Source organism: Hyunsoonleella pacifica (assembly GCF_004310335.1).
Classification (GTDB): domain Bacteria; phylum Bacteroidota; class Bacteroidia; order Flavobacteriales; family Flavobacteriaceae; genus Jejuia; species Jejuia pacifica.
Genome location: NZ_SIRS01000005.1, coordinates 245,201 through 260,271 on the forward strand (window position 1 = coordinate 245,201; position 15,071 = coordinate 260,271).

Here is a 15,071-nt window from a genome sequence, read left to right on the forward strand (position 1 = left end):
ATTTACCCTTCTGTTACCTCACTATAAATTGAACTTAAAACTGCTCTTTCCTTAACCACATCGCCAATGATGATAATTGCAGGGTTTGCTAATTGTTTTTCTTCAACTATGTTTTCAATAGTATCAATGCTACCAATACCTACATTTTCATTCTCTCTAGTACCATTTTGTATTACAGCTATAGCTGTATCGCCTTTACCTTCTTTTGAAAAAATACTAACGATTTCCCCTAGTTTACCCATGCCCATCAAAATCACAACCGTAGCTGTAGATTTTGCAGCAAGAGCTACATCTTCAGATAATTTATGCTTTTTAGTAGTACCTGTAATTACCCAAAAACTTTCTGAAGCACCACGTTTTGTAAGCGGGATACCTTGATACGCTGGCACTGCAACTGATGATGAAATACCAGGTACCATAAAGGTTTCTAAATCAAACTGTCTTACATAATCAATCTCCTCTGCACCACGTCCAAAAATAAATGGATCGCCTCCTTTTAAGCGCACTACATGGCCTTTTTCTTTGGCTTTAGAAACGATTAACTCGTTAATCTGTTCTTGCTGAAATGCATAACACCCCCTGCGTTTCCCTACAAAAATAAGTTCTGCATCATCAGAAGCATACTTAAGTAAAGATTCGTTGATTAGCGCATCGTATAGGATAACGTTAGCAGATTCAATAGCCTTAATTGCCTTAAGCGTTATTAAATCTTCGTCTCCAGGACCTGCACCTACAACAGTTAATTTTGGGATGATACTCTTCATGTTTACGTATTAAACTGCTTTTGGTTCTAGCTCAGTTTGTGCTTCTCTAAACGCTCTAACTTTTGCTAAAAACTGATTTGCATTTTCAATATATTTTGAAGCAAAATCAGCAGTTGGTGCAAATTTATTAATTTGATATATCAATTCTGAGAAAGATGTTCCTAAATCTATACGACCACTTTCAACAAACAACTCATCAAACTGCTTAATAATTCCTGCATGTGTGTTTGTTTTCTTATTTTCAGCCAATAATAATGCTTTAGCTGAATTTACTAAAGATTGGTAGGCTAAATAAATAGCACCAGAATACACACCATTATCAAAAGACTCTTTGGCGTTTTCGATTTTTTCTTCACTTTCAAAGAATAAAGTTGCAATTAAATCTATTACTACACCAGCACATTCTCCAATACCTATTTCTTTTACGTATTTTTCTTCTTCTCCCCAATCAATAAAATCAGCTTGGGTTAAATTAGTAGCATCTTGTAAATCATTTAAGAAATCATAAAAATACTTTTCGCCTTTTTCTTGGTAGTATTCTACAAATTGTTTGCCGTTTGCATTGGCTTCAAAATCATTTAAAATTCTGCGCAGTGCTTCTGGACCTCTTTTACTTGGCACTTTTACTACTTTATCAGCAAAGGTTGCATTACCATCGCCTTGGTTACCACCACCAAGCAATACTTGTAAGGCTGGTGCCACTAATTTATCTGGCGTACGTACCGTCATCCCTTGGAATCCAATGTTGGCCATATTGTGTTGTCCACAAGCATTCATACAACCACTAATCTTAATTACTAAATCTTCATTTTTAAGATATTGTGGATATTCTGCTTTAATAACACGCTCTAACTCCTCTGCAATACCTGTACTACTCGCAATACCTAAATTACAAGTATCTGTACCAGGACATGCTGTAATATCTACAGCCTTATTATATCCTGCTTCTACAAAACCTAGTTTCTCTAATTCGGTATAGAAAAATGGCACTAATTCTCTTTTCACAAAAGGAATTACGATGTTTTGACGCAAGGTTAAACGCACTTCGCCTGCAGCGTATTTATCTACTAAATCTGCTAACAAACGTGCTTTATCTGTGTGAAAATCTCCCAATAACACTTTAATACCTATACCTACATAACCCTCCTGTTTTTGTGGAATTAAGTTGGTAGATTTCCAAGTTTCAAATGCTTGTTGGTCTTTTATAGATACTTCTGGAAATTCAGTTATGTCTACTGGTGTTGAAGCCACGTAAGACTCTGCATCAATAGGAACACTTTTAAATTCTATAGCGTTTTGTTCTTCTGCAATTAAGTCTTTAAACGCTTCTAAACCGATGTCTTTTACTAAAAACTTCATTCTAGCTTTTGCACGACTTTTACGCTCGCCATAACGGTCAAATACACGTAAAACCCCTTCCATGATTGGGATGATTTTATCAGTCTCCACAAAATCATACAATACATCTGCATGACGTGGCTGCGATCCTAATCCTCCTGCTACCATAACTTTAAACCCACGAACACCATCTTTCATTTTAGCAATGTACCCTATATCGTGTAAATACGATAAGCCTGTATCTTGATCTGTAGAAGAAAAAGACACCTTGAATTTGCGTCCCATTTCTTGACAAATGGCATTACGTAAAAAGAATTTATACAAAGCATCTGCATACGGCGACACATCAAAAGGTTCGTTCACATCAATACCAGCAGTTTCAGAAGCTGTAACGTTTCTTACCACGTTACCACATGCTTCACGTACCGTAACCTCATCCTTTTCTAATTCTGCCCAAAGCTCTGGCGTTCTGTTTAAATCCACATAGTGAATTTGAATATCTTGACGCGTTGTAATGTGTAAACGCCCGCGCGAATATTCATCAGAAACTGCAGAAATTCGACGTAATTGATTACTTTTTAGCTTTCCGTAAGGTACTTTTATACGAATCATTTGTACGCCTTCTTGACGTTGACCGTAAACCCCACGTGCTAAACGTAAGCTTCTGAATTTTTCTTCATCTATTTTACCATTATGAAATAACTCTATTTTTTGAGCTAATTCTATAATGTCCTTTTGTACTATAGGATTTTCTATTTCAGTTTCGAAACTTCTCATTTTCTTTTTCTTTTATTGGATAAATCCAGCGCCTACTGTATTGTTAGATTGCGGATCAATTAAAATGAAAGACCCATTAGTTCTATGGTTTTTAAATTGATCGTAGAAAATAGGCTTGTTTAACTTAAACGTTACTGATGCAATATCATTAATACCTAAACCTGTAACATCTTTTTCAAAACCTGAATAATCAGGGTTAATTTTATGATTAATACGATCTACTTTTGCTAACACCTTGTTAATACCATGTTGAACAATATATTTCCCTCCTGGGTTTAGCTGCTCAGCATCCATCCAACATACATTTGCAGTAAACTGCTTATCTATGGTTGGCAAGTCGTTTTCTTTCACAATCATATCGCCACGACTTACATTAATATCATTTTCTAAAGTGATGGTAACTGACGAACGTCTTGATGCCGTTTCGTACTTTTCATCATAGAAATAGATATCTTTTATTTTAGAACGTGTTTTTGATGGTAATACAATAATATCGTCGCCAACACTTAAATCGCCACCGTACACTTTACCAGCATAACCTCTAAAATCATGGTAATCTTCAGTTTTAGGACGAATAACGTATTGTACCGGGAAACGTGGTGTACCTACATTAAAGATATCAGACTTATCGATAGCTTCTAAATGCTCTAACAAAGCTTCTCCGTCATACCAAGGCATATTATCAGAACGATTAACAACATTATCTCCTTTTAAAGCACTTACAGGAATAAATGTAATTTTTTGATCTTGATAATCACGTTTACTCATCAATTCCTCAAAATCAGCTTTAATTTTATTATAAACTTCTTCTGAGTAATCCACCAAGTCCATTTTATTAATAGCCACTACAATATCTTTAACTCTTAAAAGATTATTGATAAAAAAGTGACGATTAGTTTGCTCGATAACCCCTTTTCTAGCATCAATTAAAATGATAGATGCCTGAGATGTTGAAGCCCCTGTTACCATGTTACGCGTATATTCTACATGACCCGGAGTATCTGCAATGATGTAACTTTTCTTTTTAGTTGAAAAATATATGTGTGCCACATCAATAGTGATACCTTGCTCTCTTTCTGCAACCAAACCATCGGTAGCTAATGAGAAATCTAAGTAATCGTACCCACGCTGCTTACTGGTTTTTTCTATGGCTTCTAACTTATCTGTAGTTAAAGATTTTGTATCGTAAAGAATACGTCCTATTAAGGTACTTTTTCCGTCATCTACACTTCCTGCTGTTGCTATTTTTAATACTTCCATTTTATATTGGCTGTTGGCCTTTGGCTTTTAGCTGTTGGCTAATCTCCGCTTGCCTAATTTTAAATTCTTTTTAGTTTTGCTAAAGGCTAAAAGCCAATAGCTAAAGGCAAAATTTGCTTTCGCAAATTTTAAAAGTACCCTTGTTGTTTACGTTTTTCCATGGCTGCTTCAGAGCGTTTATCGTCTATACGTGCACCACGTTCTGAAATTGAAGAGTCTCTAATTTCTTCAACAACTTTATCAATTGAAACCGCATCAGATAATACGGCTGCGGTACAACTCATATCACCTACGGTTCTAAAACGCACCATTTTTTCTAATACTTCTTCGTGCTCGTCTCTGTAAACCACCTCATCATCAGCAGACCAAATCATGCCATCTCTTAAAAACACTTTACGCTTGTGTGCAAAGTAGATTGAAGGAATTTCGATGTTTTCTTTTTCTATGTAAGACCAAACATCTAATTCTGTCCAGTTAGAAATTGGGAACACACGAACATTCTGTCCATGATCTATCTCGCCATTCAACATATCAAACAACTCTGGTCGTTGGTTTTTCTCATCCCATTGTCCAAAATCATCACGTACAGAAAAAATACGTTCTTTTGCTCTTGCTTTTTCTTCATCACGTCTTGCTCCACCTATTGCTGCATCAAACTTAAACTCTTCTAGAGCATCTAAAAGTGTTGTAGTTTGCAACATATTTCTACTAGCATAACGCCCAGATTCTTCTTTTACTTTTCCTGCATCGATAGAATCTTGTACGTTTCTTACAATCAACTCCAAACCTAGCTCTTTAACCAAACGGTCTCTAAACTCGATAGTTTCAGGAAAGTTATGTCCTGTATCAATGTGCATTAAAGGAAATGGAACTTTAGCTGGATAAAACGCTTTAACTGCTAATCTTACTAAAGTGATAGAATCCTTTCCTCCTGAGAATAACAACACTGGTTTTTCAAACTGTGCTGCTACTTCTCTCATGATGTAAATCGCTTCGTTTTCTAACGAGTTGATATGTGATGTATCTTTATTCATAATTAAAGGCCCTCCTAACCTCCCCATGAGGGAGGAAAACTTACTCGGGCGGAGTAAATGTTTTTTGTTACTATTTTAATGTCTTAATCTGTTTCACTATTTACTGCCACTGTTAACTGAACACTGGATTAAGCGTGTAAACCACACTCTCTATTTTCTAATGCTTTTGTTGGATCGAAATATTTAAATTCGTTTGGTAAATTATTATCTTCTAAGTATTTATCTAAATCCTTATCAGTCCAATAATAAAACGGACTTACTTTTAAAACGCCATCTTTACTTAAACTAAATATACCAATGCTATTTCTAAAGGCAGTTTGCCCTTGACGCAAGTTAGTAAACCACACATTTGGTTTATGCTCATCCATAGCTCTTTTAAAAGGCTCTAACTTTACTTGCTCTGTAAACTCTGCATGTTTTGGATCATCTACAGAAGGAATACCCATAACAACGTCTCTATGAGAAGACGTTTGCTTTGGCACATACAAATGCACATTCAAGTTTAAATCTTTAATTACTTGTTCTGCATGCCTGTAAGTTTGTGGCGTATTGTAACCTGTATCACACCATACAACAGGTATTTGAGATTCTACTTTACTTACCGCATGAAGGATTGCAGCTTCATAAGGTCTAAAGTTAGTTGTAACTACAGCATTATTATTAAGCTCAAAAGCTTTTTCTATAATTTCAGAAGGACTAGCATTCTGAAATAATAAATTTAAAGCATCTAACTGTTCTTGTGATTTAATTTCCATGTTTATTTAATTATTTCCCCCATTTTATAGCATTCCAAATACGCTCATGGAAAAAGTACAACACTAATTTTGTTAAGAAATCCACAGAAGCAATAGAAGCTGCAAGAGATATTCTACCTGTTAGTATGTATGACACAACTAACGTATCTAAAGTACCTACTACTCTCCAACTAAGAGCTTTTGCAACACTTCTAATTGGTTTTTCTCCAACACTATCCTCCTTGTAAGTGGACTTTTGTTTACTTTTAACTAGCATTTGCGCAATCATTTGTCGTTATTTTATATTAATCCTATCAATTTAGTAGGGATTACAAAAGTAATACTTTTTTTGGCTCTACAAACTTTGATCTTAATTTTTTAGAATAATGGACTATTTTGACGATAAAATGAAGAAAACTTACAAGGTTTCCTTGTAAACTGTGAATTTTTAAATAACTATACACCTGAAAGATCTGCTAAAGTTGTATTTCTAAACACTTTAAGTGTGCTATCTCTCACTTCAATCATGAGTTTATGTACACTACATTTGTGTTCATCAGGACAATCATCACACTTTTCGTAATAATTTAAACTTACGCAAGGCACCATGGCAATGGGACCTTCAAGGACTCGCATTACATCAGTCATTTTTATTCCAGAAGGTTCATCTCGTAAATAATAACCTCCATGCTTTCCTTTTTTAGAACCTAAGATTCCTGATTTACGAAGTGTTAATAAAATACTTTCTAAAAACTTTTGAGGTATTTGCTCACTTTTAGCAATTACACTCACTTGAACTGGAACGTCATCGCCACTTCGCGCAATAAATGTTAAGGCTTTTAGTCCGTATTTTGTCTTTTTAGAAAGCATTGTGCTAATATAGATAATTTAGTATTTGCACTAAAACTAAAAGCATATTTAAAAATACTGACCTATTCCAAACACAAAACCATTAGCTCCATTACCTGTTACATTAATGCCATAATCAAAACGCAATACTGCATTAAAAATATATTTATGAATAAAACGCACACCCAAGCCTGAATATACACGGGTTGTATTTTGAGAAAACACATCTCCAAAATTAGCATCAGGACGTTGCACACCACTCACATCTAAAAAGCCATTTCCTTGTAACACAAACCAACCTTTTTCTAAAAGTGTATGTCGATACTCACTGTTTAATGCTACAATGGCGGAGCCTCTATCTGTTATATTCCCAACGCCTCTTGTATTTAATTGGTTATCGATAACTAATGGTGCAAAAGCACTATTCTCTATCGGATTACTAAATTGTAATTGTAGCTGACTTGCAAAATTACCTTTACTTCCTATTCGTTTAAAATACTGTGTCGTATTATTTATAATGAAATCTGTTTGTAAAAGAGTATTACTATCACTAAACACGGTAGTTTCAAAAAGATTTCTAAACCCTGAAACGTTTTGATATTCAATATCAATATCTACATATTCATGAGAGCCTCTAAATGCTGTTCTCCTGATACTTGGTTCTGCTGAATTTATGGATTCTACATCATCATCGTCGGATAATAACACATAACTTTCATCTGAAGTTCTTACTCCAAACTCAAACCTATTATTAAAGTTTAATTCATAAAATAAAATGGTTTCAAAACCTTTATTCGTAAATACATAATCGGTACCATTATCAATAGCATTAGGATCAAAAAAAATAGGCTGCTGTGTACTATCATCCATATAATTTACACCTAAACCTAACTTGTTTGTAAACAAATACGGATGCTCTAAAAATACGCCAAAAGCATTAAAAACTTCCTTTTTAAAAAAGCCTCCAAAAATAATATTGCGACCTAAGCCGTTAAATTCAAATGCTGAAAATCTATACGAAAAGCTATCATCTGCAGCTTGTCCAGCTCTAATACCAGGAATGATACTAAAATTCTCTTCAACTATATATGTGATTTTATAGCCTGCATTACCAACAGATTCCACTTTGTAATCGGCAAACGCAATACCATCTAAACGTTTAAAACGTTCTATATCTGTTACTACTACAACACTATCGGTTTCCTGTCCTGCTTTTACTTTTGCTATTCTGGTTAAAAAACTGGCTTTAGTTTTTTTAAGGCCTTCGAAATTTAAACTTTCTACCTTGAATTTAGTTTGGGCTAAACTTTGAAGACTTGAGCAAACTAATAGAAGAATTACAAGAATGCTTTTATATCTAGATATCACAATCATTTTTTTTAAGATTGTAAGTCGAGATAGTTAAAAAGAAATTACTTGATAACTGATTATTATTTCAAATTAGAAAAAAACAGTTTCAAGTATAATGTCTGCAAAATAAAGTTACAATGTAGTATGAGACTTTTCTAATGCATAAAACGTAGCTTGAACATAATCGTCTGCATCGCCAGAATTATTTTGGTTATAAACTCCAGCCTTAAAATACATATATTGCCCTCCAATATTAAATCCACTGCTGGCCATATTTATAGTTTTAACCACGTTATCTTTTCCTTCCCTAAAGATAATAACCGTAAGTACATCTCCAACAGTCCTAATACGGTAGCTAAATTTTTCATTAAGAGCGATACCGTCTGTAGGGTTCGAAGCAGAACTGCTTCTTGATCCAATCATTTCGTGCCATTGTTCATTTCCATTACCATCTGTGGGTTCATGAGCAAAGTAAATTGATCCAAGCGAGTTGTTTGGTAACTTCCTATAATACAAACGTATAGGCTCATCATCATTGGCATGTATTTGTCCTATAATTACCCTACCCACTTGATTACTATTTCCTGTGGTGGTAACATGATTTACGGCCACGGTAGCATTCATCTCACCATCATAACCATAAGCAGCATTTTTATCCGCTAGAGGAGCTGTACCAAAAACCCAGTTGTTCTTATTTACACCTTGCGTACTTATACTTGTATTAGTACCTCTTAACATTTCACGCAGTTCTACTCTTACATAACTTGTATTAGCAGAAGTTTTAAAACCATCAACTGGACATTTAAACACCATGCCGCCATCATCACCAGTATAAAAATAGTTACTGTTTTCATAATTATTATTAATCTGGTTAACAGTAATTGTAGTTGCTGTACCATTCCCTTTATCTTCTGGAATACTTAAATTCCACGTAGACAAATCAAAATTTTCTGAAGGTGTTTTACTTGCATCTAATCCTCCTGTATTTGGCTCTTTTCCCGTCTGGGTAATGGTTAAATTTCTTGATACATCTCCGCCTATAACACTAATTATTCCAGTACGTTTAACTTCCGTTGGGTTTGAAGACACAGCAATATTTATAGTTCCATTATTTGTTCCGTTTGTGGGAGTAAGGATAATCCAATCATTGTTATTCTCAGTATACCAGTATAAATTAGCAGTTACTGCAAGTGATTTTGTTTCTTGATTTGCTGAAAAATCAGAAATTGAAGACAAACTCAATTCTACAACTTTCTCTTCTTCATTTGAATCTTCCGAACTACAACTAATTATTGATATAAAAATTAGAAATGTAAAAATGATTTGTATTAGCTTCATAACATGTTTTTTACAAAAATAGTAACTTAACCTTTAAATTGGTTAACCAATTTAAAAATTCTTTGTAAAACGTTGAAAAACATGCTATACACCTATAAAATTAAGACAAAGCCTGCTCAATATCGGCAATAATATCATCAATATGTTCTAATCCTAAAGAGCAACGCACCATTCCATCCGTAATACCAGCAGCAGCTTTAACATCGGCTTCAACCTTAGCATGCGTGGTACTTGCAGGATGTGTTACGATAGTTCTCGTATCTCCTAAATTAGCCGAAAGCGAACACATTTTAATTGCATTTAAAAATGCTCTACCACCATCTAAACCACCTTCCACTTCAAACGCCACAATATTACCACCAAGTTTCATCTGTTTTTTGGCAATCTCATATTTTGGGTGCGATTTTAAAAACGGATATTTCACCCATTTCACTTTAGGGTGTGCCTCCAAAAATTCAGCCAATTTTAAAGCATTCTCACAATGCTTATCCACACGAATGGCCAATGTTTCTAAAGATTTAGACAGTACCCATGCGTTAAACGGACTCATAGATGGTCCCGTTAACCTCGAAAACAAATAAATTTCACGAATCAAGTCTGCCCTACCAACGGTAACTCCGCCTAAAACACGCCCTTGTCCGTCCATTAATTTTGTAGCCGAATGTATTACCAAATCTGCACCAAACTTTATAGGATTTTGCAAATACGGTGTCGCAAAACAGTTATCAATTACCAATAGCAAATCGTGTTTTTTACAAATGGCACTTAAAAATTCCAAGTCCAACACATCCACACCTGGATTGGTTGGCGTTTCAGCATAAATAAATTTGGTGTTGGGTTGTATCAACGCTTCAACCGCATCTACGTCGTTAATGCTAAAATACGAGCACTCAATATTCCATTTCGGAAAATATTTGGTAAATAATCCGTGGGTTGCCCCAAATACCGAGCTACACGACACCACATGGTCGCCCGCATCCAGCAAGGTGGCAAATGTAGAAAATACCGCCGCCATACCGCTCGCAAAGGCAAACCCCGCTTCCGCACCTTCCATGGCGCACACTTTCTCCACAAACTCGTTAGTATTTGGGTTGCTGTAGCGGCTGTACAAATCGCGCTGCTTCTCCTCGGCAAACGAAGCGCGCATCTCCTCGGCATCCTCAAATACAAATCCCGATGTTAAGTACAACGGCACCGAATGTTCCGAAAACTGAGAGCGCTCACTCTGCGTTCTTATCGCGTTGGTTTCAAATTTTTTATGCTTCACTTTAATTTTTTTATGTTTTTTTTGGCGTTACCCACAAGGGGTCGGGCTTTCACTACTCAATCCCTCCTACGTCGGGGATTTCAAACATGTCGTTCAATCCCTAACGCGGGCATATCCGCTAAATTCATTTTATTCCTAAGAGTTTGTTTTAATTTTCAGTTTCTGTATTTCCCGACGCATTCTCAATTCCACGTTGAATTCTAGAAGGTAATACAAACAAATATTCCCCTAAAGCAATAGTAAAATCAATTGCTTTTTGGGCGTCATCAGAATCTGGTAAATCTGCATCTTCATCGGCATGTCTTTCGTCATTTGCATCAAGTCTAACCTCATGAGCCCATGTAGCCATATTATCTGTTATTAGATGATCAGTAACTGCTGTATTAATTCTTGAATATAAACTTCCTTGATTATATCCTTTTTCTTTCAGCATTGCATCCACAGAACTTGCACACAGCATTATTGCTCCAGATGGTGCATGTATACTATTAATAGCTTGTTCAAGAAAGGATTTTGCCTTGAATGGAATTGAATCACTAAGAGACTCAGATTCTGGATAATATTTTTCAACATAACCACCCTGCGTCCAAGAATATGCTGAAACAACTCCACCACATCTTTGGCATGAATAAATTTTCCATATTCTTCCATTCTTAGCGTCGGTTGCCTGTGTTGGAAAACTATGCAACTCTCGCAAACTTGGACTATCAATTTTACAATGTGGGCATTTACTTAATAAAAGATATTGTTGTAATTTCATTTGAATTCATTTTATCAAATCGACTAACTAATTAATATGCTTACTCAACCTTAATATATCCCCAAAAACCCCACGCGCTGTTACCTCAGCACCAGCACCAGCACCTTGGATCACGATAGGTTGCTCGCCATAACTTTCGGTAAATATTTCAAAAATAGCATCACTACCTTTTACATGACCTAAGGTACTATCCTCTGGAATGGACACTAATTTCACTTCTAAATTCCCTTTATCTTGCGATAAATCTCCAGATAAATCGCCAACATATCTAAGTACATGTCCTTCTTTTTGGCCGTCCTTCAATTTTTGATACTGTGCATCCAATACCTCTAATTGCGATAAAAAGTCTTCCACCGAAATATCTCTATACGCCTCAGGAATCAAATTCAATACTTCTACATCATCAAACTCATTTTGTAAATCTAATTCCCTAGCTAAAATCAACAATTTTCTAGCTACATCATTTCCTGAAAAATCCTCACGTGGGTCTGGTTCTGTAAACCCTTTATCCACCGTTTCTTGAATAATGGCACTAAACGGTTTGTCTTCCACCGAAAAATTATTGAATAAATAACTTAACGTCCCAGAAAATACACCACGAATTCTAGTGATGTTTTCTCCAGATTCGTGCAATAGTTTTATCGTATCAATTAACGGTAAACCTGCACCAACTGTGGTTTCGTATAAATACTCTTTATTGTGTTGCTTTAAGTTTTCTCTTAATTCAGTATAAAACTCATGCGAAATGGTATTCGCTATTTTGTTACTTGATACCAAATCAAAACCAGCTTCAATCAGCGGTATGTAATTTTTATAAAACACATTACTTGCTGTATTATCTACCGCAATTAAATTTTCAAGATGATGGTTTTTAGCATAGGTAATCACATCTTCAATAGAACTTTTAAAGGTGCTTGATGTAATCGCCTTCTCCCAATTGCCATTTACACCATTTTTATCCAAAACTAATTTTCTGGAGTTGGCAATAGCAAATACATTTAGGTTGATGCCTTTTCGTTTTTCAATATCGTCTTTCGACTTTAAAATCTGGTTAATCAAAGCACCACCAACACCTCCATGACCAAAAATGGCAATATTTATCTTTTTAGACACACCAAAAATCTCGCCGTGTACCACATTTACTGCCTTATGCAATTGCGTCTTTTTTACCACCAAACTCACATTCTTACCCGTTACGGTATTGTTGAATAACAACGGGGTAATCTGATTTCGGATAAGCGCATTAAATGGCTTGTGGAAAGAGCTCAATTCTATACCAACAATTGAAATTACCGCCACATTATCGTTTACAGTAATAGCATTAACATCTTGTGATTGAAAATCGGTTTTAAACTCACGCTCCAAAGCTCTTACGGCTTGTGCCGCTTGGTCGGCTTCAATAATCAATCCGATACCTCTTTCTGATGAGCCTTGAGATACAATACTCACACTGATACCACTACTACCTAAGGCGCCAAAAATTCTAGCATCAACACCAATTTTCCCTAGCAGACCGCGACCTTCTAAATTCAACAACGCCACATTATCCATCACAGAAAGTGAGGTTACTTCTTTACCGCTTGGGTTTGCCGTTATTAAAGTACCTACATCATCCGCATTAAAGGTATTTAGAATTCTTAAATTAATATTCTTTTCAACTAAAGGAATAATGGTTTTGGCATGCAATACCGATGTTCCAAAATTTGCCAATTCGTTGGCTTCACTAAACGACAACTCACGAATCTGTTTTGCATCTACCACCAAATCTGGATTGGCTGTATAAATACCACTAACGTGGGTATAGTTTTCTAGTTCTTCAGCTTCCAAAAAATTAGCAATTAAAGCCGCTGTATAATTACTACCGTTGCGCCCTAAAGTTGTCGTTTCATTCTTTAAATTTGACGCAATAAAGCCCGTAACCACATTAACCACATTTTTATGTTTTGAAAAATAATCTTGTGTGTTCTCCTTTGATAATTTGGTTAAAGGTTGGGCATTTCCAAACCCTTCATCTGTTTTTATCAATGCTCTAGCATCAGTAGCTTTTGCAGCTATTCCACGTTCATTAAGCAGACTAGAAATTAATTTTATAGATAATAATTCGCCCTGAGCCAAAATAGTATCCTTGGTTTTTTTGCTATAGTCGCGCAATAAACTTACACCTTCAAACAACTGGTCTAACAATGAAAACTCTTCCGAAAAATCAATGGTTTTTAAAGGTTCACTTTGGTAGGTTTTAAACGCTTCTAAATCCTCCTGATACGGTTTACCGTCCAAAGCCTTGTTCAACATAGCTTCCAAATCGTCCGTAGCAGAACCTCTTGCCGAAACTACCACAGTAATCCGCTCTCCCGCTTCAACTTTGTTTGCAATAATAGAAAGTACAGTTTCTAAACCTTTACCATTGGCCAAGGATTTGCCACCAAACTTTAAGACTTTAATAGGTTTACGCTTAGACTCAGGTACAAAAACACCTTCCACTATTTTTTCCAACTGCTCATATTCCATTAAAAAGGCATCATGACCATGTAAAGAGTGAATCTCACTATAGGTTACATTTGGATTAGTTAGCGCTAATTGTTTTTGGGTTTCTCTGTTTTCTTCAGCAGTGAAAAACAAATCAGAATCCACACCAATAATATGGATCTTTGCTTCTATATTTTCCAACACATTAAAGTTGCTCGATCTTCCTTTGGTAACATCAATAGTTTTCAGCAATTGGTTCATCAACTTATACGCCGATAACTGAAAGCGTTCCTGTAGCTTTTTACCATGATGCAACAACCAACTCTCTACATTAAAGATCTCTAAATCCTCGTTTTTAGAACGCTTAAAACGCGCTTTAAACGACTCCGGCGTGCGGTAACACAACATCGCATGCATACGTGCATCATGCACAGGGTTTTTAGAATTCAATAAAAACTGTTCTTGTATTTGGCAGTTGGCAATCAACCAATCAGTAGATTTCCAATCGGTGGCCACTACCACCAAATGCTCCGTAAAATCCGGTTGTAATACTGCCATTTCCCAAGCAATACCTCCACCTAATGAGCCTCCAATAGTTGCAAATAATTTACCTGTATGGAGTATTTTTAATCCTTGTAAAAACAATTTTGCCACATCGCGGGCTACAAAATCCTTGTAATTATCAATCACAAATCCATCATAACCATTCCCAGGAATATTAAACGCCAAAATGGAGTACAATTTAGTATCAATAACCTTATCATCTCCAATCAAATCTTTCCACCAACCGTTTTCGCCCGCAACCTCACTATTTCCAGTAAGCGCATGGTTAACCAACACAATTGGCGCATCGCCTAAAGGCTTTCCAAACACTTGGTAGCTTAATTGTATTGTAGGGTTAAGCACACCACTTTCTGTAGTGTAATTTTCAATTGTAATATGTTGTAATTCGTGTTTCATACTAAAAAGCCCCTCCTAACCTCCCCGAAGGGAAGGAATTCTTACTCTTATGTTTTAAAGTCGACCGGAAATTTAAACCTATCAACTTTTATTTTATTTATTTTTTTTGCGCCTGCCTGCCGACAGGCAGGTTCCCCTATCGGGGAGCAGGCTTTCCGTTGCAAGTCCTCGCAC

At 35.8% G+C, this 15,071-nt stretch carries 12 protein-coding genes; all 12 read right to left on the reverse strand.

Going from position 1 to position 15,071, the window contains the following annotated elements:
- Positions 1–2: 2 nt before the first annotated feature.
- Positions 3–764 (reverse strand): uroporphyrinogen-III C-methyltransferase, encoded by a 762-nt coding sequence (gene cobA / locus EYD46_RS13095; RefSeq protein WP_130937626.1) that lies wholly within the window; start codon positions 762–764, stop codon positions 3–5.
- 9 nt (positions 765–773) lie between these two features.
- Entirely contained in the window at positions 774–2,879 is a 2,106-nt protein-coding gene (locus tag EYD46_RS13100) for a HEPN domain-containing protein (RefSeq protein WP_130937627.1), read from the reverse strand.
- Between the two features lie 12 nt (positions 2,880–2,891).
- Entirely contained in the window at positions 2,892–4,139 is a 1,248-nt protein-coding gene (locus EYD46_RS13105; protein WP_130937628.1) for a sulfate adenylyltransferase subunit 1, read from the reverse strand.
- A gap of 128 nt (positions 4,140–4,267) precedes the next feature.
- Positions 4,268–5,173, reverse strand: a complete 906-nt coding sequence (gene cysD, locus EYD46_RS13110; protein ID WP_130937629.1) for a sulfate adenylyltransferase subunit CysD — start codon at positions 5,171–5,173, stop codon at positions 4,268–4,270.
- A gap of 128 nt (positions 5,174–5,301) precedes the next feature.
- Positions 5,302–5,928 (reverse strand): phosphoadenosine phosphosulfate reductase domain-containing protein, encoded by a 627-nt coding sequence (locus EYD46_RS13115; RefSeq protein WP_130937630.1) that lies wholly within the window; start codon positions 5,926–5,928, stop codon positions 5,302–5,304.
- Between the two features lie 10 nt (positions 5,929–5,938).
- Entirely contained in the window at positions 5,939–6,184 is a 246-nt protein-coding gene (locus tag EYD46_RS13120; RefSeq protein WP_371870108.1) for a DUF2061 domain-containing protein, read from the reverse strand.
- A gap of 179 nt (positions 6,185–6,363) precedes the next feature.
- Positions 6,364–6,777 carry an RrF2 family transcriptional regulator gene (locus tag EYD46_RS13125; RefSeq protein ID WP_130937632.1) on the reverse strand — a complete coding sequence of 138 codons (414 nt, stop codon included), beginning with the start codon at positions 6,775–6,777 and terminating at the stop codon, positions 6,364–6,366.
- A 48-nt stretch (positions 6,778–6,825) separates the two neighbouring features.
- The gene (locus tag EYD46_RS13130; RefSeq protein ID WP_130937633.1) at positions 6,826–8,130 is read right to left on the reverse strand and encodes a BamA/TamA family outer membrane protein; all 1,305 of its coding nucleotides are present in this window, start codon (positions 8,128–8,130) and stop codon (positions 6,826–6,828) included.
- Between the two features lie 108 nt (positions 8,131–8,238).
- Positions 8,239–9,444, reverse strand: a complete 1,206-nt coding sequence (locus EYD46_RS13135) for a polysaccharide lyase family 7 protein (RefSeq protein ID WP_130937634.1) — start codon at positions 9,442–9,444, stop codon at positions 8,239–8,241.
- 100 nt (positions 9,445–9,544) lie between these two features.
- Positions 9,545–10,717 carry a trans-sulfuration enzyme family protein gene (locus EYD46_RS13140; RefSeq protein ID WP_130937635.1) on the reverse strand — a complete coding sequence of 391 codons (1,173 nt, stop codon included), beginning with the start codon at positions 10,715–10,717 and terminating at the stop codon, positions 9,545–9,547.
- Between the two features lie 142 nt (positions 10,718–10,859).
- Positions 10,860–11,471, reverse strand: coding sequence for a DUF4145 domain-containing protein (locus EYD46_RS13145; RefSeq protein ID WP_130937636.1), 612 nt, complete (start codon positions 11,469–11,471; stop codon positions 10,860–10,862).
- A gap of 27 nt (positions 11,472–11,498) precedes the next feature.
- Positions 11,499–14,897: a bifunctional aspartate kinase/homoserine dehydrogenase I gene (gene thrA, locus EYD46_RS13150; RefSeq protein WP_130937637.1), complete on the reverse strand. Its 3,399-nt coding sequence runs from the start codon at positions 14,895–14,897 to the stop codon at positions 11,499–11,501.
- Positions 14,898–15,071: the final 174 nt, after the last annotated feature.

Excerpts from the sequence above, each read along its gene's own strand:
- cobA (WP_130937626.1), bottom strand. The coding sequence starts at position 764 with ATGAAGAGTATCATCCCAAAATTAACTGTTGTAGGTGCAGGTCCTGGA.
- EYD46_RS13100 (WP_130937627.1), bottom strand. The coding sequence starts at position 2,879 with ATGAGAAGTTTCGAAACTGAAATAGAAAATCCTATAGTACAAAAGGAC.
- EYD46_RS13105 (WP_130937628.1), bottom strand. The coding sequence starts at position 4,139 with ATGGAAGTATTAAAAATAGCAACAGCAGGAAGTGTAGATGACGGAAAA.
- cysD (WP_130937629.1), bottom strand. The coding sequence starts at position 5,173 with ATGAATAAAGATACATCACATATCAACTCGTTAGAAAACGAAGCGATT.
- EYD46_RS13115 (WP_130937630.1), bottom strand. The coding sequence starts at position 5,928 with ATGGAAATTAAATCACAAGAACAGTTAGATGCTTTAAATTTATTATTT.
- EYD46_RS13120 (WP_371870108.1), bottom strand. The coding sequence starts at position 6,184 with ATGCTAGTTAAAAGTAAACAAAAGTCCACTTACAAGGAGGATAGTGTT.
- EYD46_RS13125 (WP_130937632.1), bottom strand. The coding sequence starts at position 6,777 with ATGCTTTCTAAAAAGACAAAATACGGACTAAAAGCCTTAACATTTATT.
- EYD46_RS13130 (WP_130937633.1), bottom strand. The coding sequence starts at position 8,130 with ATGATTGTGATATCTAGATATAAAAGCATTCTTGTAATTCTTCTATTA.
- EYD46_RS13135 (WP_130937634.1), bottom strand. The coding sequence starts at position 9,444 with ATGAAGCTAATACAAATCATTTTTACATTTCTAATTTTTATATCAATA.
- EYD46_RS13145 (WP_130937636.1), bottom strand. The coding sequence starts at position 11,471 with ATGAAATTACAACAATATCTTTTATTAAGTAAATGCCCACATTGTAAA.
- thrA (WP_130937637.1), bottom strand. The coding sequence starts at position 14,897 with ATGAAACACGAATTACAACATATTACAATTGAAAATTACACTACAGAA.